The following is a 22,271-nucleotide window of genomic DNA, read 5'->3' on the forward strand; positions in this document are numbered from 1 at the left end:
TAGCTCTGCAACCCTCTTATCTTAAAGAATTCATTTAACATTTGTTGTTGTCATATAAATTTTCTTTCAAGAAGAAAAAAAAGATTCTCGTTAATAGAATGGTCATTATCCATTTTATTAATAAGAAAAGAGAAAGATTATATGAAAAAAATATTAAAAATTGTTCCTGCTTTTTTACTGGTCTTTGGCTCTTTATTTGCTAATACACAAGAGGTGGAAGTTGCAAAACCTATTGAGAATTCATTTGGATATGTGAATGTTGGCATGGAATCTCTTTTTTCTGCTCCCTTTTTTGGAGTCGGATATAGACTGCAAAAAAATCAGCATGGTTTAGATCTATCAGCATCGATTGTATGTAAAACCATTGATTACACGTCTTGCTTTGAAGCTAAAAAAGCTCGTATTCAAAGAAGAAAGGCTAATGTTTTGTACAACTTCTTTTTCTTTCCTAATTTAAGCTCTCAGGTTTATGTAGGATTAGGAGTTGGTGTTAACTACATCGATATAAAAAGACTCGGGTCCATCTTGGGTTTTTCTCCAGAGATTGCATTGGGCAAACAGTATAACAATAAACAGGGCAATCAACGTTTTATACAACTACAAGTTAGTTTGCCAGGTCTTTATACCAGATCTAAAAAAATCAGGTCTTATTGCGATTACCAAACGGTGAAAACCGATTTAGAATGCGCTCCTTTATTTACTTTTACCTATGGAATTGGTTTCTAAGCATCTTTTCGGGCTATTTTAAAAACAGAAACGGTCTCTAGAGATTCTTGATTTCATTATGATTAAAGATAAGATAAGGATTTTATTTTTTTTATATAAGTTTTCTTTTAAGAAGAAAAAAATGTTCTGTCTTCATAGAATGTCTTTTGTATTTCATTATTAACAACGGAGAATGTGTATATGAATAAGATATTGAAAATTGTTACAGCTTGTATCGTATTACCTGTTAGTTTCTTATGTGCTAACACACAGGAAGTTCAAGAAGAGAAACAAACCAACTGCTGCTGCCTTGAAAACTCATTTGGGTACCTTAATGTTGGAGTAGGTCCTCTACCTGAGCTAATTCCTTCTTTTGGAATTGGGTATAGAACACAAAAAGATCATCACGGATTTGATTTGGCTGGATCTATTGCTAAAACTTGGATACGAACAACAGCTCGAGCAAGTGTATTATACAATTATTTTTTCAAACCAAATCTAGAATCTGAATTTTATGCTGGTTTAGGCTTAGCCATTAAAGGGGTACACGAGAAAATAGAGCGTAAGAATAACTCTCATGTAGCTGTTTATCCAGAGCTTGTATTTGGTAAGCAATATAAGAATGAAACAAACTGCCAGCGTTTCTTTCAAATGCAAATTAGTTTTCCTGTTTTTGTTCTTGATAAGATAGTTAAGAAGACTTGGACTCATCGTAAGAGCTCCTATAGTATTTTTTATCCTACATCTTACAAGACCTCCTACGTTCCTGAAGTAATTTTCAGCTACGGTATTGGTTTCTAAGTTTCTTTTATGAGCTGCCTTAAAAATTTAGGGCAGCTTTTTTCTCTTTATTCGATCATCTCTATAAAGGACAATTTTTTAGGATATGACAACTGGCATACTTCTAGAAAGTACTCTTAAGAGGTTTAGATTTTTGCTATACTTCCTTCCTAAATGGAGGGAAAGGAAAAATTACTTAGGGCCTGTTTAAAATCTTTTCAAAAGTAGAGCAATAAAAGCAAGAACCACCATATTCAGGCTTGTATGTAGTTTTCTTTCGCAATTTTTCCATAGCCGACGACATTTTTCTATCCACGCAAAAGAACGCTCTACAACCCATCTTTTGGGAATAACTGTAAAAGTATGAAGTGTATTTCTTTTGGCTATTTCTACTATACATCCTAATATCTCCTGCACACTCTTTGCAAATTTTTCTCCAGAATATCCTCCATCTGCTAAAACATTTTTTACACCGAACAAATGGTTTTTATGTAGTGAAAATGCTTCTATACTAGTGCCGATTCAAACGGCTAGCTTAATGGGATTTAAGTCAACGACTTGAAACTTGTCGTTTATCCTACATTTCAAAATATCTGTTATTTTCGGTATCTCTTCTAAGAAGAATCCTCTAATTGCCTGAAAAAAAGTCACCGACGTTTCGTAATATCGATTGTATACCTTCTTTTCCTTTAAGATCTTCCACAAGCGTTCAATAGGATTCAAATTCGGCGAATAAGGAGGGAGATAGTGCACTTTAATCCTAGAAGACATCAGAAACTCTTCTAGTTTCTTATTTTTGTTTGATCTTGCATTATCCAAAATTACATGAATAATTCGAGCCTCTGTCTGTTTTTCTAGCTTCTTGAAAAAATCGAGCATTGCATCGGCATCAACTGTCTTATATTCCTCTGTAAAAATCTTCATTGTTCTTAGAGCCTGTTTAAAATCTTTTCAAAAGTGAGGATATTCTGGAGAAAGATTTGCAAAGAGTGTGCAGGAAATATTAGAATATATAGTAGAAATAGCAAAAAGAAATGCACTTCATACTTTTAAAGTCATTTCTAGAAGATGGGTTGTAGAGCGTTCTTTTGCGTGGATAGAAAAATGTCGCAGGCTATGGAAAAATTGCGAAAGAAAACTACATACAAGCCTGAATATGGAGGTTCTCGCTTTTATTGCTCTACTTTTGAAAAGATTTTAAACAGGCTCTTAAAAAAAGCAATAGGACTTGAAGAGATTTACAGGGTTTTCACGGTTCTTTTAATTTCTTTTCAAAGATTTTTAACAGACGGGAAATTTCCTGTGGAGTTTCTTGGACAGAAGTTTCTATGGATCTTTTTTGCTTTTCGTTTTTTTTAGCAACATAAGAGAGAAAATCTGTTAAAGAAAGGGTTTTTGCTCTTAATGCTCTGCAGCGTTTAATCAACTCTTGATCATTGGATACAACTGTTGTGTGTGCTGGTTTTTTGTGTAATTGAATCTCTTCGAAGATATAGAAGTCAGCTGTTATGCTTAAAGGGGTATAGATGATCTCTAATTGGCTTATATGATGTTTTGTAGAGTGTTTTTCATGAGGATCACTGCCATCAAAGACTAAGACAATATCTAAAAAAGAAGAGATAGAGTTTGCGAAATAGGAGATGAGTTCATGACGGTATTGGCGCAGGGGAGTACGTTTTTTTGTTAAATAAAAAAGCAGATTGTAACCATCTACAAAGTAGCGCATTAAATAAGAGATGCTAATAGAGGAAAAAGTTTATCTAATGCTTTTCTGCGATGGGAGATTTTATTTTTAGTAGCTTCTTCTAGTTGAGCAAAGGTTTTTCTATATTCGTGTTTTAGGAAAATAGAATCATAACCAAAACCTAAACTGCCTTTTTCTTTTTCTAAAATAACCCCCTCTACTTTTCCTGTAGCGGCCTTTTTTAAACCCTCAGGAGAAGCTAGAGAGATTACACATTCAAAATAGGCATGGCGCAAGGGATCTTGCAAATGCTGCATAGATTTAAGCAGCTTTTGCCTATTTTGTCTATCGGTTGCATTATCCCCTGCGTAACGATGGGAAAAAATACCGGGCTCTCCATTTAAAGCGGGTACAACAAGTCCTGAATCATCAGCAATTACCCACGCATCCAATTGAATAGCCGCATGTATAGCTTTAGCAGTGGAGTTTTCTATAAAACTTATTCCTATTTCTTCTTGAGGGGTATAAGAGGGAAAATCGATTAAGCTTAATAGATCCAATTTAGGAAATAATTTAAGTATAGCACGAAACTCTCTGATTTTATGTACATTCTTACTGGCAATAATCAAACGCATAAAGCTATTCTCTTGTTTTAATAAAGATATAACAAATCAGAGACATTGGATGCAAAGTTCCTTTTCAAAATTTTAAAGATAGCTGTGGATTGCTTCTATGGTAAAAGTTTCTTCTTGAAACCGAAAGGACTCTCCTACTGATAAACCATTAATCGTTGAAGCCAACTTTGATTGAAAGGAAAGAATATTTTTTTCTGGATCAGCATCCCAAGGTCCTAGAATTGTGTAGTTTATTGTTTCTCCGTGAGTATTTTTGCAATCAATAATAGATCCTACTCCTACTTCTTGAGTAGAGATATCCTCTTTTGACAAAACACGCGCGCGATGCATTTGATCAGATAGGGTTTTTAGTTCTGATTGTAGTCTGTCTCTACGCTCTAAGGCAGCTTTGAATTCTGCATTTTCTCTTAGGTCTCCATGAGCTCTTGCAATTTCAATTTCTTTAGCATTTTCTACGGTTTCTACTGTGGCTATTTGTTGAATTCTTTGCTGCAATTTTTGGTATCCTTCTTGGGTTGTCCAAATAGTAAGGTCTTCTTGAACCTCTTTTTTATGAAGTTTAGCCAATTGAGGGTATGCCACTTCTGCAAGCGAGACAAAGATTTTTTGATCGTGATCGCTCAAAGAGTGACATTTTGTAACAAGAAGAAGAAATTCTTTTACATCTTCAATGCTGGATTCTTGCATGATCTGTCTCACTATAGCAAAACGACCAGCTGATAGGAGATTATGAATCTTTTTAACAAGGTCTCTTTGTAGAGGTTGATGTTCAATCCTGCTAAGTAAAACTAAAAGCCCTTCAAAAAATCTTGTTCGGCCCTGTTTATCACAAAGGGGAAGTGTTTTTTGGCTAATGACTTTTTGAAAGTACCAAATAAAAGCAGATGGGTATTTAGCTGGATGTATGTATAGTTGTTCTAATTTCTTAATGAGGCCATCTGAGGCTTTAGCTACGAGTAAAGCAGAAAGGATATAATCTCTTAATGGAGAAATGTCGATATAAAAAAGCAAATCTAAAAAAATCTGTGGCCATTCTTCAGAGTTTTGTTGTAGATGGTTTAAGCAACGTTTTTTAAAACTAATGATTTTGATCTCATCGATTAGTTTAAAAATAGAGGAACAGTTTTTAAAAATTTCTTTTATATTTTCAGATTCTTTTTCTTCTTTTAAATCCTGCAAAAAGAAATGAATTTGTAGGCTTTGAGCAGGAGTGATGTCAGTAAGCAAAAGAGCTTCAGAGAGCTTGGTCTTCAGGGTTGTTTTGAACTCTTCATTCTTCAGTGTTTCTGGAAAATCTTTTAAAAATCCATAGACCATTTCAATAAGAGTGTCTGCATTAGGCTTACTTTGTAATACGTCACTGAGCTTTTGCTCATGACTTATTTCCGTTTGTCTCAATTTAAAACTATTTTTAATATCTTCAGGGATTTCAATAAAGGTATCTTTTTTTAGCTTGGATCTAGTTGCTTGCCACCATCTTGTCCATTCTTTAGCAGGAATGATGAGATCACATAGTTCATCTTTAATTTCTGCGGTTGTTTTAGGGCCTAAATCCTTTAATAACATATGAATTACACCAACTGGATCTTTTCTGGCTTTTTTTTCGAGCAAATCAGGGTTTCCGAACCGCAAAGCTAAAAAATGATCAGGAGGAATAGGTATTAAAACTTTGAAGGCTGTTACAAAGGAAAGATCTTTCCTTCCGGGAACATAATCAAACTCGATGCTCACTTGTTCGAGAACAAAAGAAAAATCTACAATTTCTCCAACACCCCATCCTCCTGTATGAAAGACATAATTTCCAATTTTCATATGAGAGAGCAGCTCAAAGTTGCTAACTGCGCCTTGGAACTTTTCTCGATTGCGTAGCCCTATTAAACGAATTTTTTCGTTAAAAAGAGGATCATTTGGGTATTTAGCTTTCAAGAAATCTAAGGTCATCTGAGCCAAGGCATCATCATTCATTGTCTGTAAATCAATGATAAGCTTGAATATTTCTTCAGAACCAGGACTCTGTGGGGTAACTCGCCACAAGGGCAGAATTTCTTGTACATGTAGACCAAAAGAATCGGCCATTTCAGAGTATTTGATACTTTGTAAAATTGCTTTGAGTTCTTCTATATCCAACTCATCCCCGGCGCAATACTCCTCCCACAACTTGAGTACTCCAGAATAGTTGTGTTTAGCGATATGAGTTTGGAAATCTTTAAGATAGCTCATTTGAATTCCTTATAATCTATAGAAAATATGTGAAAGAAAACGGCGTCAAAAGGATCATAAGCTCCATTTTTGACTTTTTAACTAATAGTTCAGATTGCTTTTTCTTGCATCCGTTGAGTATATGAGTTCAACTAATTATCTTCAATTAAAACCCTAAAAACAATTCCTGGGATAGAAAGGATTGTTTTTTTGAAATTCAAATTTTTATTGATTTTTTTTAAAAAATTATTTTGTTTTTCTTACATCTAAAAGTAGGTGACTCCAATCGGCTAAGCAAATTCCTATTAAGGCGTAGATAAAGTATGTTTTAAAATGTTTGTAAAAAGAAAAGATATTCTCTGAAAAAGAAAAGATAAAACTAAGTAGAAATAGAATGGAGCTAAGCCAAATAATACGCGTAAAAGAACCTAATAAAAAGGAATGGGAAATGCCTCTATGTTTAAATATTTTGGAGTAACCACGAAAAGGCAATGTGATAAATCCACGCAGGGAAAATAGTTTTATTTTGTGAACAAGGTCTAAATCTGGATTCATGAACAAAGTGGCATAGGTAAAGGTTGCCGTAAAAATAATCAAAGCTTTCTCTGAGGGCTGAAAGAAATAATAACCAAAACCCACTAAAGCAGGTAGCATGAAGAAAAGATTGAATCCAGTATGAGTTTTATAGTTTGCCATAGCTTGATCCTTTTAAAGTGGCCCTTTCAACCTTGAAGTGCACAAAAAAGAACATATAAATACTTGAAAAAACATCTATTGTGCACCCGAGCATAGCATGTTTGTAGATAATCTCGTAAACACTTCTAGTGGAGTTTCGAAGTTGAGAGCCTTTCTAGGTCTGTTATTTAGTAAAGTTTCCACCCTTTCTATATCCTTGGAAGTCGTATCTAAAAAGCTTTGTGTTTTAGGAAAATATTGCCTAACTAGTCCGTTTGTATGCTCATTTAAGCCTCTTTCCCAAGAATGGTAGGGCGTTGCAAAGTAGAAGTCTGTCTCTAGCTCGAAACTAACCATTTGGTGATAGGCAAATTCTTTTCCGTTGTCTGCTGTTAATGTGTGTACAAAATCTTTGATAGGTTTAAGTTGTTCAATTAACGCTTGACTTACTTCCTCTGCAGTTTTATGAGAAACTTTGGCGAGCTTAGTTAGCTTGGAAGTTCTTTCTACCATTGATACAATTACGCCTTTATGTCCTGCCCCTATGACTGTATCTAGTTCCCAGTCTCCTAAACGAGTCTTTTTTTCTACAATACAAGGCCGTTGCTTAATATCTATACGACCAGGCATGTTCCCTCTTCCAGAAGCTCCCTTTCTCTGCTTGTTATATTTTTTCCCTCGATGACGGAGCTCTCTATAAAGCTGTCCTCCCTGTCGTTTATCTTTCCAGATATGATTATAGATGGTCTCATGACTAACATGTTCTTTACCATGTCTTTTAAGCCATCCGGATATTTGTATAGGGCTCCATTGCAACTTGATTTTTTCTTCAATACGGGTAACTATTTGAGGAGTCATTTTTTTATTGGGCTGAGAATTTTTTCTAAGAAATGCTTTTTCTTGAGCTTGCTGATGACGGTATCCTCGTTGCCCTTTATTTCTCTTAAGTTCCCTACTAATAGTGCTATGATGAACTTTTAGAATGTTTGCTATTGAGCTAGATGTATCTCCTCTAGCTTTTAAAATATAAATCTGACATCTTTGGTCATAGGTTAGGTGATGGTAGCCTTTAGGCAAGGTCTCTCCTTGTGTTTGATTGTTAAAAATCACAATAGAGATTCTTTCATCGCCTGCCTATTCTTTTTTTAATTCTTCTGTGCACTTCAAACTTGAAAAGACTAGTCTTGTTAAAAACTAAGTAGCTCTTTATTTTTGATGCGTCCTTTAAAAATATACTAATCTTATTTCAAATTAAGAATAACCTCTAAACGACATATGGATGCGATTATGATTAAAGTATTTGGAAAAAATCTATGTATTTCCCAACCTATAAAGCTTATTTCTAATATATTTGAATATACGCACTCTAGATAAGAGTAATTTGTGAATTCTTCACTTAAGATGTGTTGTGCTATTTTTCTTATTAGCACTTCTTGGATTTTTGCAGAACAAAATTCTTTTTGCCTAGAAAAATTTGAAGAAAACTCTCTTTTTCATGATCTAGAATTAGTAGGAAAAATTTATGAAGAGATGCCTGATAAGCTCCCTTTTATCTATAACTATTCAGCATTAGGAGGTTATTTTCATATACCTTCTGCACGTATGGATGCAATAGGCACTTTAGCAGCAAATATAACCTCCTCCTCCTCTTTTCAAATTTACAGTGTTGGGTTTCAATTTTTTGATCGGATTCAAGTATCAGCTAATTACCATATTTACAAAGGCATGAAAAAACAAAACACAGCTAGAATAGCAAATATTAAGTTGGGATTGATTCAAGATGATTTTACGTATGTTCCATCTCTTGCTATAGGCATAGATGATTTTATCGGGGTAGGGAGTGTTGATTCCTCTTATATTGTGATGAGCAAGCAGCTTCTTTCTCTCAATTTAGAATGTTCTTTGGGATGGGGCAGAAAAAGATTACAAGGGATATTTGCAGGAATATCTTGGAGCCCATTTAGAAAAAGCAAAAAGGCATTTCTGAAAAATCTCTCACTTATCGCTGAATATGACTCTGGTAGTAATAAGTCACACTCTTTAAAGAGAAAAATAAATACAGGTCTTGTATTTTCAGCAGGTGATTATTTTCAATTTTCCATTGCAAGTCTAAGAGGAAAAGAAGTAGCTGTATCTGGTTGTTTGCAATTTCCTCTAGGGTTGAACCAAAAAACAAAACCGCAAGATCCTTGTTTATATGTATCGCCCGTCAATACAGAGCCTTTAGGATGTATTCGTAATGAGCAAGACTTTTCTCAAGAAATTGCTTATGCATTAAAGCAGCAAGGTCTTGATTTATATAGAGCAACTCTTCAATACAATGCTTTTGGGGAAAAGCAGCTGTGTTTAAAGATTATCAATACACGTTATCGCGAAGAGTGTGAAGTTAGAGAGAGAATTCAATGTGTTTTAGCAGCTTTGATCCCTTCTGATATTACAAGTATTTTACTGGTTATAGAAGAAGGCGGAGTGAACTGTCAAGCCTATTGTTTTGATAGAAAACTTCTGGGGTTTTGGTATCACAATCAAATAAGCGATTTTGCATATAATGCACTCTCTCCTCTACAAGAAGTTCCAGAGTGTAAGAATTGTTATGAAGAAGCGATTATTTTTCAAAGGCATAAGCCGATTGGAACATTGGTAATACGTCCTCGGATGCTTACCTTTTTTGGTACCAACAATGGCAAATTTAAGTACAACATTGGCGCTATCCTTTCTCCTGAGGGCTATATTAAAGATCAGCTCTACTATAAAATTCAACTGGGTTATTCGGTTGCATCTAGTATGCAAAAAATCACGCAACATCAGAAAAATCCTTCGTATCTACCTATTGTGCGTTCAGATACATTATCCTATTTGCGTCCTAATCGACTTTCTTTAGAAGAGGCTTATTTACAGAAAACCTGGAATTTGGGATATGGATGGTTTTTTCGCACAGCAACCGGTTATTTTGAAATCGCTTATGCAGGAATTGTAGCAGAGTATTTATTTTATCCGGTTAATAGTAACTGGGCAATTGGTTTAGAATGCGCTGCAACTTATAAACGTAGATACCAGGGTATTGCCTTTACCAACCATATAAAACAACTAAAAAAAACAGGATATGTCGAGATTCCTTTTATAGGGATGCAATATTTCCTAGATGTTTATTATGACTGCAAACCCTTACATGTAGATCTGCAAATGAGTGTAGGGCGATTTTTAGCCAAAGAAAGAGGAATTCGCATAGAGTTAGGTCGGTATTTTCCTATTGGATTGCGTTTTTCTCTTTGGATGACTATCACAAATGGTCATGATCGAGTAAATGGAAGAGTCTATTACGATAAAGGCTTTTGTTGTGTCTTACCGCTCGATCTTTTTTTTCCCCGTAGTTCTCGTAACTATCTGGGATTTTCTATGTCGGCCTATCTTCGAGATGTAGGAGCTAGAGCAAAAACAGGGACGCCTCTTTATGATATTTTATATCGCGCCCGTTATAATTACTAGAGCAAATCCTTATCTTCGGAAAATTCTAACTTCTCTCTAACTGTGCTTGGATCTCCTTTTCTATTTGTGAAAAGAGCCCTTTCAACCTCAAAGTACACAAAAAAGAACATATAAATACTTGAAAAAACTGCTCTATAATAGTTTGATTTCAAATTAAAAATTGTATAACTAGGTTTTTTTGAAAAAATTGATCTATCTTGCAAGAAGATGTTATCTTTTATATAAAAATGTTTATACATTCAAACTCTTAATTTGAATGTAAAAGAGTATAAAGCATGTGCTACTTGTGGGTATGTCCACCCTTCATCTAAAAATAAAATAGATTTGATTCTATCGCATAGCCTTTTATCCCGTTCATGGCGATGACGAGCCTTGAGGATGTCTTTTTGGTTTCTTGTTAAGAAGTTCGCTTTTAGTTGCATATGAGCAAAACTTATATCTCAATCCATTAGAAAATTTCAATGAATTTAGTGTTTGAAAAGTCTTTTTTTTAATGCATTTCAGTATATTTCGAGGTTGAAAGGGCCGATGTTAAAGAACGGTTTAAAAAAATATATTGTCAAATTTGATAAAAGTGTTATATCAATGATTCTTATGGAATAAACTTCTGTAAAGTTAACTATTTATAACATTTGAGTATAAGCCTATTCCGTTCAGAATAGTCTTTTGGATGCTTTAACTTGTCTTCTAAGTCAGCTCTCTGGCTAGGGGTCAGTTTTTTCATGCTCAATAGCTTAACACAAAACAAAATATTTTTTTATTCTTCGGAAGCACTATATATGGATTCTAAGCACTTTCTTATCTTAACTAGCATAATTTTTTTTTCAGCTCCTTTGTGGGGAGATACCTATACAGTTTCAAGTGAGGCCGATGCAGGCCCAGGTAGCCTTAGACAAGCTATTTTAGATCTGAATGAGACGGGGAATACAGCTACTAATACTATAACTATAAATAGCGGATTGCCTCCTATTCTGCTTACTAGCAAATTACCTGTTATCCAAAGAACGGCAACGATTACTACTTCTGGAACAGTTCCTCAAATAATTGATGGGAACCAAAATCGTTTATTTGTTGCAAATGCTAATCTAACTATCGAAAATTGCAATATACAAAATGGTGCGGCTATTGGGGGAAATGGAATCTCAGGTCAAAGTAGTGGAGGAGGAGGGGGATTAGGAGCAGGGGGTGGAGTGTATGTAGCTCCTAATACTGTTGTTACTTTGAATAACACCTCTCTTAATAATAATCTTGCACAAGGAGGAAAAGGTGCAAGTGGTTTTCAAAATTTGAAAGGAGGAGGTTTCAGTGGATCAGGAGGAGGGGCTAGTTTTTCATCAGCTGACCCAAATGCTAGTCGGACACAAGGAGGAGGGGATAATCCAGGTCAACATGGATCTATGGGAAACCCAGTAGCAGGAGGAGGAAATAAAGGAGGAAAGGGAGGATTATCAAATCCTGGATTTATCTTCAACGATCTACCATTTAACTTTGTACAGGGAGTTCCAGCTAGAGGTCTAGGCAGGCTTCTAGATGTTATAGGTGGTATTAGTGACATATCTCGTAAATTCATAAATGTTAGCCTAACACCCAACTTTAACATAATAAACGGTCAGTCAGGTAGTAGTTCTGGAAACTTAAGGAGAGGGGGTGGAGACGGTGGAGACGGTGGTTCTACTACAAATGGTATTTATGAGTTTTTGTCAAGTGATGAACCTGTATATACAGGAGAAATAGAAGAAGGAGGCGTAGATGGAGGAGCAGGAGGAATAGGTGGAGCCGGTGGCGGAGGAGGTGGCGGGGCATATGTTGCACAGCCCCCAACTTTATTTGAGCAAGCAGTAAGCCCATTCGAAGATGAAATAGGTTACTCAAAAATACAACTTGTATCTCAACCTGGTAATGGGGGTGATGAGGTAGGTGGTGGTGGTGCTGCAGGTAACCTAAGAAATGGTGGTGATGGTGGTGGTTATGGTAGTGGTGGTGGAGGCGGATCCACATCGGCGTATAGCCTTGCAACCCCAAAAAAAGAACGGGGAGCGACCCCAGGCCTCCCTACTAGAACTTTTGCCCAGACAATAGCGCAACTAGTACCTCTAACGGGTTTTGGTAGTGGAGGTGGAGGTGGTGGTTTTGGAGGAGGCGGAGGTGGCGGAGGAGGCGATTTAACCCTCCTTTCCGGAGAAAAAGTTGAATATATCTCAGGAGGAGGAGGAGGATTCAAATTCGTTGAACCAATAATAATTGTTGTTGGAAGAAAAATTCCTTTCCAGGGAGGGGGAGGAGGAGGCGGAGGTGGTTTTGGCGGTGGCGGTGGTGGTAACGCTGCTTTTCTTCAGGAGGATGTTAAGGACTTCCCTATTTTTGAGGATGGTAGGGTCAGCCAAGGAGGGAAATTTGGAGGAGCTGGTGGTGGTCAGGCTCAACAAACAAAACCTTATGCAGGAAGTGGTGGAGGAGGAGCTGGAATTGGAGGAGCTGTTTTTGTTGGTAACAACGCCCAGTTAGTTATCCAAGACTCGGTTTCTTTAAGTGGGAATCAAAGCCAAGGAGGCGAGCCTGGAACAGATTCTGTCGGATCTGATATTGCTCTACCCGCTGGGCATGGGTTTGGACTTGCTGACGATATTTTTTTACATAGTAACACTAAGTTAGTATTTCAAAATGAGAACTCTTTACTAGCAGATTTTAGTATCCAATCAGATCCAGAAAATTTTCAAAATACAGTGGTTAGAAAAGAAGGTAGTGGCACGGTTACTATGACCTCACAAGAAAACAACTATCGAGGAACTACTGTAATCAAAGAGGGAACTATTGCTATAGCAAGTGATGTGCTGGGATTTCCTACTTCACAGCTCGTTTTTGCAGGAGGAACCCTTGAAGCAACGGATACTTTTTCCTTAAAACGACTTATTATTTTAGATCCAGGGGGAACTATTGCTGTAAATCCTTCTTGTACTTTAACTGTTACAACCCCTTTCGTGGGGGAAGGTTCGCTCACAAAAACAGATGAGGGAACATTGGTTTTACTAGCATTGTTCCCTCCATCGTTCCCTCTTACGGGAAATTTGATCATAGATGACGGAATTGTGATAGGAGACACATCCGGTATACAAAGAGATGTTCTTATTAACAAATTAGGAACTCTAGTTTTTGACCAAAATTTTGAAGGAGTTTACGAAGGTCGAATATCAGGTAATGGTACTCTATATAAAGATGGAATTGGAAGAGTATCTTTTATTGGATCTGATGATTTTTCAGGTAGCACTAATATTATACAAGGGGCTCTTGTTGTTCCTGAGGGAGAGCGTTTTAGCAGCGACTATATTTTTTTAGAGAGTCGTGCCGTACTGAAAAATAATGGAACAATTACTGCAAATCTTCTTTTTACTTATGGCACAACTCTTGGATCTGGAACATTCAATGTAAAGACTATAAATAACAGGGGTCGTCTTCGTTCGGGGAATTCTATTGGAACCCTTACAATCAATGGAAATTATGTACAAGACCCATCTGGTACATTAGGTATAGAAATTGATGCTACAGGAGCAGCTAATCTCTTAAATGTAACAGGAACTGCTACATTGGATGGAAATGTAGATGTCACTCTTAACCCCGGGGTTTACCTAAAAGGAACAACGTATACTTTTCTTACCGCAGGAGCAGTAACCGGGCAATTTAGTAGCTTGTTTGGCGACCCCCTTAATTATACCATCAATTATCTTCCTAACCAAGCCCAACTCTTTTTAACCGCCTCTTCTGTAATTCTAGGTATACCTAACTCCAGCTTGACCGGTAATGCTCGATCTGTAGCAGGTTATCTATTTTGTGATAACTTTGATTTTGCAAATACAGATCTAATTGTAGTAGCTAATAAGTTAATCCAGTTACCGATAAATGAATATACAAAAGCACTTAATAGCTTAACCCCTGCTGCATTTGGATCTCTGCCCTTAGTTGAACTCGAGAACAATTTTAATCTTGCCAATACTTTTTTTGTAGCAGGAGTTGGTCAAAGGTCCTATTGTTATAAAGATATCGATGAACCTACAAATGTTTGGTTTAACCCTTTAGGGTTTGTTTATTCACAAGATGGGCATAAAGAAGCTCCTGGCTTTACAGCTCACACCTATGGAGCTGTAGTAGGGGCAGACCGAGTATTTCTCGATGAGTGGAGCCTGGGCGTAGGGTTTGGGTACTCTCATGCCCAACTTGATTGGAAACATCAGGTAGGCCATGCTCATGCTGACTCCATATACTTAGGTCCTTATGTTAAGTACGACTCTGAAAATTTCTATTTTGATTTTCTGCTTTTAGGAGCAGGGAATTTCTATGATGTGGATCGAAAAATTGTGTTTCCAGGGTTTTCTAGAAAAGCACATAGCGATCCTACTACTTGGAACCTCTCAGAGATTCTCCTAGCAGGGTTTAGATTAGAGCCTTTCGATATAGACAATTTTTTCGTGCAACCTGAGATCAGATTAGATCAAACCAACTCATTCCAAGAGAAATTTAAAGAAACAGGAGCTCAATCTCTCGACCTTTCTGTAAAAGACAAACGCTCTTCCTTCTTACGCTCTTTGGTCAGTATTAAAGTCGTTAAAGAATCATGTGTTAGTGGTTTTTGCTTAGTTCCTAGTATCAATATAGGTTGGTTGAGAACAACTCCTCTAATACGCGGTCATTACGCTTCTAAATTTAGAGAGGGAACATTTTGTAAATCTGATTTTGTAGCCTCTAGTTTTCACCAAACAATTGATCAATTGCTCGTAGGTGCGCAATTTCTTGTTTCCCGCCAAGGAGACATCCAGTTATCTATAGGATATGAAGGGTTTTTTGGAAAAAAATCAACAGTGAATGAAATAAATATGAATGCGTGTTGGAGTTTTTAACTCTTGCTTTTGACCGTCTTATGTAGATGCTTGGAATACCTTTTGCCAATTCCTATATTTGGCTTAGAGCCTGTTTAAAATCTTTTCAAAAGTAGAGCAATAAAAGCAAGAACCACCATATTCAGTCTTGTATGTAACTTTCTTTCGCAATTTTTCCATAGCCTGCGACATTTTTCTATCCACGCAAAAGAACGCTCTACAACCCATCTTTTTAGGAATAACTGTAAAAGTATGCAGTGTATTTCTTTTGGCTATTTCTAATATACATCCTAATATCTCCTGCACACTCTTTGCAAATTTTTCTCCAGAATATCCTCCATCTGCTAAAACACTTTTTACACCGAACAAATTGTTTTTATTTAGTAGTCTTTTCAAGTTTGAAGTGCACAGAAGAATTAAAAAAAGAATAGGCAGGCGATGAAAGAATCTCTATTGTGATTTTTAACAATCAAACACAAGGAGAGACCTTGCCTAAAGGCTACCATCACCTAACCTATGACCAAAGATGTCAGATTTATATTTTAAAAGCTAGAGGAGATACATCTAGCTCAATAGCAAACATTCTAAAAGTTCATCATAGCACTATTAGTAGGGAACTTAAGAGAAATAAAGGGCAACGAGGATACCGTCATCAGCAAGCTCAAGAAAAAGCATTTCTTAGAAAAAATTCTCAGCCCAATAAAAAAATGACTCCTCAAATAGTTACCCGTATTGAAGAAAAAATCAAGTTGCAATGGAGCCCTATACAAATATCCGGATGGCTTAAAAGACATGGTAAAGAACATGTTAGTCATGAGACCATCTATAATCATATCTGGAAAGATAAACGACAGGGAGGACAGCTTTATAGAGAGCTCCGTCATCGAGGGAAAAAATATAACAAGCAGAGAAAGGGAGCTTCTGGAAGAGGGAACATGCCTGGTCGTATAGATATTAAGCAACGGCCTTGTATTGTAGAAAAAAAGACTCGTTTAGGAGACTGGGAACTAGATACAGTCATAGGGGCAGGACATAAAGGCGTAATTGTATCAATGGTAGAAAGAACTTCCAAGCTAACTAAGCTCGCCAAAGTTTCTCATAAAACTGCAGAGGAAGTAAGTCAAGCGTTAATTGAACAACTTAAACCTATCAAAGATTTTGTACACACATTAACAGCAGACAACGGAAAAGAATTTGCCTATCACCAAATGGTTAGTTTCGAGCTAGAGACAGACTTCTACTTTGCAACGCCCTACCATTCTTGGGAAAGAGGCTTAAATGAGCATACAAACGGACTAGTTAGGCAATATTTTCCTAAAACACAAAGCTTTTTAGATACGACTTCCAAGGATATAGAAAGGGTGGAAACTTTACTAAATAACAGACCTAGAAAGGCTCTCAACTTCGAAACTCCACTAGAAGTGTTTACGAGATTATCTACAAACATGCTATGCTCGGGTGCACAATAGATGTTTTTTCAAGTATTTATATGTTCTTTTTTGTGCACTTCAAGGTTGAAAGGGCCCATCTAATACTTGAGTCTACACGCAAAAAAACACGTCTACGAAGAGTTGATCTATATGATATTTTTTGTGGAATTTTGTACATTTTAAAAAGTGGTTGCCAGTAGCGTATGTTACCCATAGAATATCCTAAATGGGAATTATATTATTATTATTTCCCTCTTTGGAATAAAAAAGATGATAAAAATGCTAAGAGTATTCTTGAAATAGTTTTAAAAAAAATGGGTTGGCGAGGTCAGAAAAAGCAGTGGTCGGAAAGAGAAAACAAGCTTTGTAATTATTGATGCTCAAAGTGTTAAAAATACTGATGTAGAGCGTTCTTTTGCGTGGATAGAAAAATGTCGCAGGCTATGGAAAAATTGCGAAAGAAAACTACATACAAGCCTGAATATGGTGGTTCTTGCTTTTATTGCTCTACTTTTGAAAAGATTTTAAACAGGCTCTTACAGTGCGCTGGGAAAGAAAGGCAATATATTGGAACGGACTATTAATGTTTGGACTACTGGGATATTGGATGAATTTCTTAAGTCGGCAAGTATCTTTAAAACAGTAAATTTAATTCAAGATAGGTTCATCAAATAGTACGCAATCTTTTTAAAAACCCTTTGATCTCTTTGAAAGAAAAAAAGACAATTTTAGCTCTTTTACTCTCTGTGATTGTAATGTTCATTTGCCTGCAGTTTATTCAGGGAATTTTTTGTAGCTACATTTGGACTCATACTGGCATTTTTGTAGGCTATTGTTTAAAAATCATTGCAAATGCGGAGTCAAAAGACCTGCTAGTTTGAGCATGTCAATTGGCTCTTTTGAGCCAAAGACTTTAGCTAATTTGGTATCTGGAATAATCAGGCGCTTATTTTTTTGGTCTTGGCAGTTATGTTTTTTGATATACTCCCACATTTTTTTTACCACTTCCGGGCGAGATAGCTTTTCTTCTTTAACAATGGCTTGCAGTTCAGAAGATAGGGTATATAAATGTGCATTTTTTATGGGCTTTTTATCTGTTTTTTTTATTTTAGAAGGGCTTTTTTTTCCTTTTTTTGGTTTTTTAGAAACATAGGGAGTTTTAGGATGATTCACATATTTTTCAGTGAGTTGATCAAGATTATTGATGATTATATCGCAATCTGGATAGTTAGAACAGGAAAAAAAGGGTTTACCAAAACGAGAACGGCGTTGCACCATTTTCCCATCACATCCTAAAGCAGGACATGTAGGGAGATCTTGTGCTGAAATTTCATCTTTTTTAGGGATATTCACAATTCCCTTACATTCTGGGTATCGTGAACAGCCTAGAAAAGTACCAAATCGACCATAGCGAATTTTCATGGCGCTACCACATTTAGAACAGAGTTGATCCCAATTAAAGTTAGGGTCGTAATCTTCTTTATTGAAATTTAAGGCTTCTAAAGGGGTAGTAAAGTCGCAAGTAGGATAGCTAGAACAACCATAAAAGTATTTATTGCGTGCCCAGATTTTTTCTAATTTATGACCACAATTAGGACAATCAATATCTGTAGCTACTCGTGGAACAAAGGCTTCTTTTTCAGCAGCTACTACAAAAGGAATAAATCTTTTCCAAAAATCATGAAGTAATACTTTCCAGTTTTTATGATTATAGGCAATTTCCTCTAATTCATCTTCCATTGCAGAAGTAAAACCTACATCCATGATCATTTTAAAATTTTCTTCTAACATTTGTGCAATGACTCTTCCCAGCTCTGTTGGTTTAAGAGAACCTTTTTCTTTAACCGTATAATCCCTACTTTGAATCTTATTCATGATGGTTGCATATGTGGAAGGGCGACCAATTCCTGATTTTTCTAATTCTTTAACAAGAGAGGCTTCTGTGAAGCGAGGAGGAGGACGGGTAAAAGCTTGCTGTGCATCCACATCAAGGAGAAGTAAGGGTTGACCTTCAACCAAAGAAGGGAGCATTTTTTCATCTTCTTGCTGCTCTTCTTTTTCAGGAACATCTTTTTTTTCTTCATACACGACTAAAAATCCAGAAAATTTAAGAGTAGAGCCCGTAGCGCGCAGCAACATGTTTTGATTGGTTATGATGTCGCAGGAAACCGTATCATAGATGGCTGGATTCATTTGAGAAGCTAAAAACCGACGCCAAATCAGTAGGTATAATTTATATTGATCAGTTGTCAGATAGCTTTTAATTTCCTCTGGGCTATATTGTAAGCTAGTAGGTCTTATAGCTTCGTGAGCGTCTTGGGCATTTTTTTTACTAGAGTACTGTTTGCCTTGAGAGGGGAGAAATTCTTTACCATATACTTTTGTAATATACTTGCGGGCTAAGTCAATTGCTTCTGGAGCAATACGAACAGAATCGGTACGCATATAGGTAATTAACCCTTCAGCTCCTGTATTGCCAAGGTCAATTCCTTCATACAGGCCTTGCGAAATATTCATAGTGCGCGATGCGGAAAATCCAAAGTGTCGACTTGCTTCTTGTTGTAAAGTGGAGGTAATAAAAGGAGGTACTGAATTGCGTTTTTTTTCTTTTCTTTCAACAGATTGTACTTTATAGGAAGAATTTTGTAGCTGTGCTACAACTTTATGAGCCGCTTCTTCCTTATTAATAAGGATATAATCTTTACCGGGGACCGCTTCTTTTTCTACTTTTTTTCCATCGATTGCATAAAGGCAAGCATAAATCGGTGTACTATTTTTATCTGTTTGCAAAATGGATTGAATATTCCAATATTCAACAGGAAGAAAAACTTCAATTTCTTTTTCCCTATCAACGACTAGCTTTAATGCAACTGATTGAACACGACCTGCGGAAAGTCCTCCATCTCGCGCGCCTTGTACTCGGCGCATGAGAATAGGCGAAATCTTATATCCTACAATTCGATCGAGCAATCTACGCGCTTGTTGTGCATCTACCAGACCTTGGTCAATTTGACGGGGGTTCTTTAGTGCCTCTGATACCGCTTCTTTAGTAATCGCATTAAAAGTGACTCGTTTAAATTTAGTCCCTTTAGGGAGAATCGAAGCAATATGCCATGCAATTGCTTCTCCTTCTCTGTCAGGGTCTGGAGATAAGTAAACAATGCTTACCTGTTTTGCCGCTTTTTTTAAACGATCAATTACATCCTTTTTATCGGACATAATGGTGTATTGTGGCTCAAAGTCATTCTCGACATCAATTCCAAAACCTTTTTGTGGCAAATCGCGTATATGTCCTAATGAGGATTCGAATAGGTAATTTGATCCTAAGAGCTTTCTTAGTGTTTTAATTTTAGCCGGAGATTCTACAATAATTAATGCTTTTGTCATTATAACCTATGTATATCTATTTTAAACCAGCAGTACAACAAGACTGTTTTAAAAGACAAGTCACAAAATGGATTAAAAGTGGGCAGCTTAAGTGCTATGCTTGTCAAAATCAAGATAAATTTCTCCTAAGATGTCTTAGAGCCTGTTTAAAATCTTTTCAGTAAGGTATAATGATAGTTTTCATAAAACCTTTGGAGGTAATTATGACCCGCTCTTATCCAAGCGATATTTCTCGTAAACAATTTAGCAAAATCCATTTAATACTTGAGTCTACACGCAAAAAAACACGTCCACGAATAGTTGATCTATATGATATTTTTTGTGGAATTTTGTACATTTTAAAAAGTGGTTGCCAGTGGCGTATGTTACCCATAGAATATCCTAAATGGGAATTATGTTATTATTATTTCCCTCTTTGGAATAAAAAAGATGATAAAAATTCTAAGAGTACTCTTGAAATAGTTTTAAAAAAAATTGGTTGGCGAGGTCAGAAAAAGCAGTGGTCGGAAAGAGAAAACAAGCTTTGTAATTATTGATGCTCAAAGTGTTAAAAATACTGACTCTTGATACCATTACTGATCCTAGAGGAGCATCCTGCAATTTTATTCATCCTCTTATAACGATACTTTTGAGATTAAAGCTCTTCCAAAGTTAATGGATTTATTGGATCTCAAAAGTAGCATTATTACAGCGGATGCTCTTAATACACAAAAAGCAATTGCTAAGAAGACCATAAATATGGGCGCAGACTACGTGCTTCCAGTAAAAAGAAATCATCCAAATCTTTTTGAAGAGATAAAAGCTTTATTTGAGAATGCTGAAACAAAAAACTATAGCGATTTTGACAGTGATGCTTATGAGACAATGGAAAAATCCCATGGAAGAATTGAATTAAGAAAATATTATTCTCTAGATGCTACAAAACTTCCCAGCGCAAAGGAGTGGGAAGGGTTGCTGTCTGTTGGAATGGTGATACGTACCCGAACAGAGAGAGAAGGGAAAAACAAGCAGAGAAATGGAATACTATGTTTCAAGTTGTAAAATAGATGCTCATCTTCTAGCAAAAGTCGTTCGCGGTCAATGGGGAATAGAAAATTCATTACATTGGGTCTTGGATGTTAGCTTCCGAGAAGATAAACTTCGTTACCGAGATAGAATTGGAGTCCAAAATTTGGCAAGCATTAGAAAGCTTGTTCTAGGAGCATTAACCAAAGGCCCTTTCAACCTCGAAGTGCACAAAAAAGAACATATAAATACTTGAAAAAACATCTATTGTGCACCCGAGCATAGCATGTTTGTAGATAATCTCCTAAACACTTCTAGTGGAGTTTCGAAGTTGAGAGCTTTTCTTAGGTCTGTTATTTAGTATAAATTTCCACCCTTTCCATATCCTTGGAAGTCGTATCTAAAAAGCTTTGTGTTTAAATGATCCTGTATATCGAAAGAAGGGTTTAAAATTACTCTTTTAATGTCCTATGCCCTGCAAACCCATCAGCAGTTAAAAGAGCATTTATATAATTTTTTAAATGCCTTATGCTCGCCAAAGTTTCTCATAAAACTGCAGAGGAAGTAAGTCAAACGTTAATTGAACAACTTAAACCTATCAAAGATTTTGTACACACATTAACAGCAGACAACGGAAAAGAATTTGCCTATCACCAAATGGTTAGTTTCGAGCTAGAGACAGACTTCTACTTTGCAATGCCCTAACATTCTTGGGAAAGAGGCTTAAATGAGCATACAAACGGACTAGTTAGGCAATATTTTCCTAAAACACAAAGTTTTTTAGATACTACTTCCAAGGATATGGAAAGTGTGGAAACTTATACTAAATAACAGACCTAAGAAAAGCTCTCAACTTCGAAACTCCACTAGAAGTGTTTAGGAGATTATCTACAAACATGCTATGCTCGGGTGCACAATAGATGTTTTTTCAAGTATTTATATGTTCTTTTTTGTGCACTTTGAGGTTGAAAGAGCCAACTTCTACAATTCCTAAACAAGCATTTTTATAATGAGGAAATAATTACAATGTCGCCTATTTGTCCTTTCATACCGACATCAAATCTAACAGTAAAAAGGCCTAAAATTACACTGAAGTTAGCTTCAAAAGATGTAGAAAAGGTGGTCTTTCAGGATATGAAAAAGAGTTTTCAATCTGGTTGCGTTAATAAGCTTGTGTTTATATTTAGAGTGTCATCCAAAGTTCGTATATAGTGGTTCCGATTCATCGGATAAACCCTATCACTGTTCAGGAATACCTCAGAGAATATGATTCCGAAAATAAAACTGGAAGTAGCCCTCGAGGCGGTAGCAAATCAAAACTTTCACAAGACCAAACAGAGTCTCTACTAAAACACCTACAGGAAAAGACCTATCTTAAAGTCAAAGGGATCATAGCTTATGTGCATGAGCAATAGGG

At 36.2% G+C, this 22,271-nt stretch carries 17 protein-coding genes and 5 pseudogenes; 12 read left to right on the plus strand and 10 right to left on the minus strand.

What is annotated here, in order from left to right; translation table 11 throughout:
* Positions 1-141 precede the first annotated feature (141 nt).
* The gene (locus RHABOEDO_RS00850) at positions 142-726 is read left to right on the plus strand and encodes an acyloxyacyl hydrolase (protein WP_215216920.1); all 585 of its coding nucleotides are present in this window, start codon (positions 142-144) and stop codon (positions 724-726) included.
* 180 nt (positions 727-906) lie between these two features.
* Positions 907-1,506: a hypothetical protein gene (locus RHABOEDO_RS00855; protein ID WP_215216921.1), complete on the plus strand. Its 600-nt coding sequence runs from the start codon at positions 907-909 to the stop codon at positions 1,504-1,506.
* Positions 1,507-1,692: 186 nt separating this feature from the next.
* On the opposite strand, the pseudogene RHABOEDO_RS00860 reads toward RHABOEDO_RS00855, so the two are convergent.
* Positions 1,693-1,965: pseudogene (locus tag RHABOEDO_RS00860) on the minus strand (transposase); the annotation flags it as partial.
* Between the two features lie 42 nt (positions 1,966-2,007).
* Positions 2,008-2,409 (minus strand): transposase, encoded by a 402-nt coding sequence (locus RHABOEDO_RS00865; protein ID WP_215216922.1) that lies wholly within the window; start codon positions 2,407-2,409, stop codon positions 2,008-2,010.
* 37 nt (positions 2,410-2,446) lie between these two features.
* Here RHABOEDO_RS00865 and RHABOEDO_RS00870 point away from each other — a divergent pair.
* Positions 2,447-2,686: pseudogene (locus RHABOEDO_RS00870) on the plus strand (transposase); the annotation flags it as partial.
* A gap of 48 nt (positions 2,687-2,734) precedes the next feature.
* Here the strand turns inward: RHABOEDO_RS00870 and RHABOEDO_RS00875 are convergent.
* The 5 genes from RHABOEDO_RS00875 to RHABOEDO_RS00895 all read right to left on the minus strand — a co-directional run bounded on the left by RHABOEDO_RS00875 (position 2,735) and on the right by RHABOEDO_RS00895 (position 7,788).
* Positions 2,735-3,211: an NYN domain-containing protein gene (locus tag RHABOEDO_RS00875; protein ID WP_215217612.1), complete on the minus strand. Its 477-nt coding sequence runs from the start codon at positions 3,209-3,211 to the stop codon at positions 2,735-2,737.
* The gene (gene rdgB / locus RHABOEDO_RS00880; protein ID WP_215217611.1) at positions 3,211-3,804 is read right to left on the minus strand and encodes an RdgB/HAM1 family non-canonical purine NTP pyrophosphatase; all 594 of its coding nucleotides are present in this window, start codon (positions 3,802-3,804) and stop codon (positions 3,211-3,213) included. The genes RHABOEDO_RS00875 and rdgB overlap by 1 nt, the downstream gene beginning before the upstream one ends.
* 72 nt (positions 3,805-3,876) lie before the next feature.
* Positions 3,877-6,024: a GreA/GreB family elongation factor gene (locus RHABOEDO_RS00885; RefSeq protein WP_215217610.1), complete on the minus strand. Its 2,148-nt coding sequence runs from the start codon at positions 6,022-6,024 to the stop codon at positions 3,877-3,879.
* 225 nt (positions 6,025-6,249) lie between these two features.
* On the minus strand, positions 6,250-6,699 hold the full coding sequence (locus RHABOEDO_RS00890; RefSeq protein WP_215217609.1) for a DUF2227 family putative metal-binding protein: 450 nt from the start codon (positions 6,697-6,699) through the stop codon (positions 6,250-6,252).
* 75 nt (positions 6,700-6,774) lie between these two features.
* A complete protein-coding gene (locus RHABOEDO_RS00895; RefSeq protein ID WP_215216525.1) occupies positions 6,775-7,788 on the minus strand; it encodes an IS30 family transposase in 1,014 nt (337 codons plus the stop codon).
* Positions 7,789-8,061: 273 nt separating this feature from the next.
* Here RHABOEDO_RS00895 and RHABOEDO_RS00900 point away from each other — a divergent pair, with 273 nt between their 5' ends.
* The gene (locus RHABOEDO_RS00900) at positions 8,062-10,164 is read left to right on the plus strand and encodes a YjbH domain-containing protein (RefSeq protein ID WP_215217347.1); all 2,103 of its coding nucleotides are present in this window, start codon (positions 8,062-8,064) and stop codon (positions 10,162-10,164) included.
* Between the two features lie 239 nt (positions 10,165-10,403).
* Here RHABOEDO_RS00900 and RHABOEDO_RS00905 read toward each other — a convergent pair whose 3' ends face one another.
* Positions 10,404-10,586 carry a hypothetical protein gene (locus RHABOEDO_RS00905; protein ID WP_215217346.1) on the minus strand — a complete coding sequence of 61 codons (183 nt, stop codon included), beginning with the start codon at positions 10,584-10,586 and terminating at the stop codon, positions 10,404-10,406.
* A gap of 357 nt (positions 10,587-10,943) precedes the next feature.
* On the opposite strand from RHABOEDO_RS00905, the gene RHABOEDO_RS11345 reads away from it, so the two are divergent.
* The gene (locus RHABOEDO_RS11345) at positions 10,944-15,053 is read left to right on the plus strand and encodes an autotransporter outer membrane beta-barrel domain-containing protein (protein ID WP_256439917.1); all 4,110 of its coding nucleotides are present in this window, start codon (positions 10,944-10,946) and stop codon (positions 15,051-15,053) included.
* 74 nt (positions 15,054-15,127) lie between these two features.
* Here RHABOEDO_RS11345 and RHABOEDO_RS11350 read toward each other — a convergent pair.
* Positions 15,128-15,410 (minus strand): annotated as a pseudogene (locus RHABOEDO_RS11350) (transposase); the annotation flags it as partial.
* Between the two features lie 77 nt (positions 15,411-15,487).
* Here RHABOEDO_RS11350 and RHABOEDO_RS11355 point away from each other — a divergent pair.
* Positions 15,488-16,501 carry an IS30 family transposase gene (locus RHABOEDO_RS11355; RefSeq protein WP_215216525.1) on the plus strand — a complete coding sequence of 338 codons (1,014 nt, stop codon included), beginning with the start codon at positions 15,488-15,490 and terminating at the stop codon, positions 16,499-16,501.
* 20 nt (positions 16,502-16,521) lie between these two features.
* Positions 16,522-16,990: pseudogene (locus RHABOEDO_RS11360) on the plus strand (transposase).
* 315 nt (positions 16,991-17,305) lie between these two features.
* Here RHABOEDO_RS11360 and topA read toward each other — a convergent pair.
* The gene (topA, locus tag RHABOEDO_RS00935; RefSeq protein ID WP_215217694.1) at positions 17,306-19,849 is read right to left on the minus strand and encodes a type I DNA topoisomerase; all 2,544 of its coding nucleotides are present in this window, start codon (positions 19,847-19,849) and stop codon (positions 17,306-17,308) included.
* 203 nt (positions 19,850-20,052) lie between these two features.
* Between topA and RHABOEDO_RS00940 the strand changes: the two are divergent.
* The 5 genes and pseudogenes from RHABOEDO_RS00940 to RHABOEDO_RS00960 all read left to right on the plus strand — a co-directional run.
* Positions 20,053-20,413, plus strand: a pseudogene (locus RHABOEDO_RS00940) (transposase); the annotation flags it as partial.
* 69 nt (positions 20,414-20,482) lie between these two features.
* Positions 20,483-20,890 carry an ISAs1 family transposase gene (locus RHABOEDO_RS00945; RefSeq protein WP_281069587.1) on the plus strand — a complete coding sequence of 136 codons (408 nt, stop codon included), beginning with the start codon at positions 20,483-20,485 and terminating at the stop codon, positions 20,888-20,890.
* Complete coding sequence (locus tag RHABOEDO_RS11365; RefSeq protein ID WP_220017661.1) at positions 20,865-21,110, plus strand: ISAs1 family transposase; 246 nt, start codon at positions 20,865-20,867, stop codon at positions 21,108-21,110. The genes RHABOEDO_RS00945 and RHABOEDO_RS11365 overlap by 26 nt, the downstream gene beginning before the upstream one ends.
* Before the next feature lie 272 nt (positions 21,111-21,382).
* Positions 21,383-21,559 (plus strand): hypothetical protein, encoded by a 177-nt coding sequence (locus tag RHABOEDO_RS00955; protein WP_220017907.1) that lies wholly within the window; start codon positions 21,383-21,385, stop codon positions 21,557-21,559.
* 506 nt (positions 21,560-22,065) lie between these two features.
* Positions 22,066-22,269, plus strand: coding sequence for a hypothetical protein (locus RHABOEDO_RS00960; protein WP_220017662.1), 204 nt, complete (start codon positions 22,066-22,068; stop codon positions 22,267-22,269).
* The last annotated feature ends 2 nt before the right edge of the window (positions 22,270-22,271 follow it).

Source organism: Candidatus Rhabdochlamydia oedothoracis (assembly GCF_019453995.1).
GTDB classification, from domain to species: domain Bacteria; phylum Chlamydiota; class Chlamydiia; order Chlamydiales; family Rhabdochlamydiaceae; genus Rhabdochlamydia; species Rhabdochlamydia oedothoracis.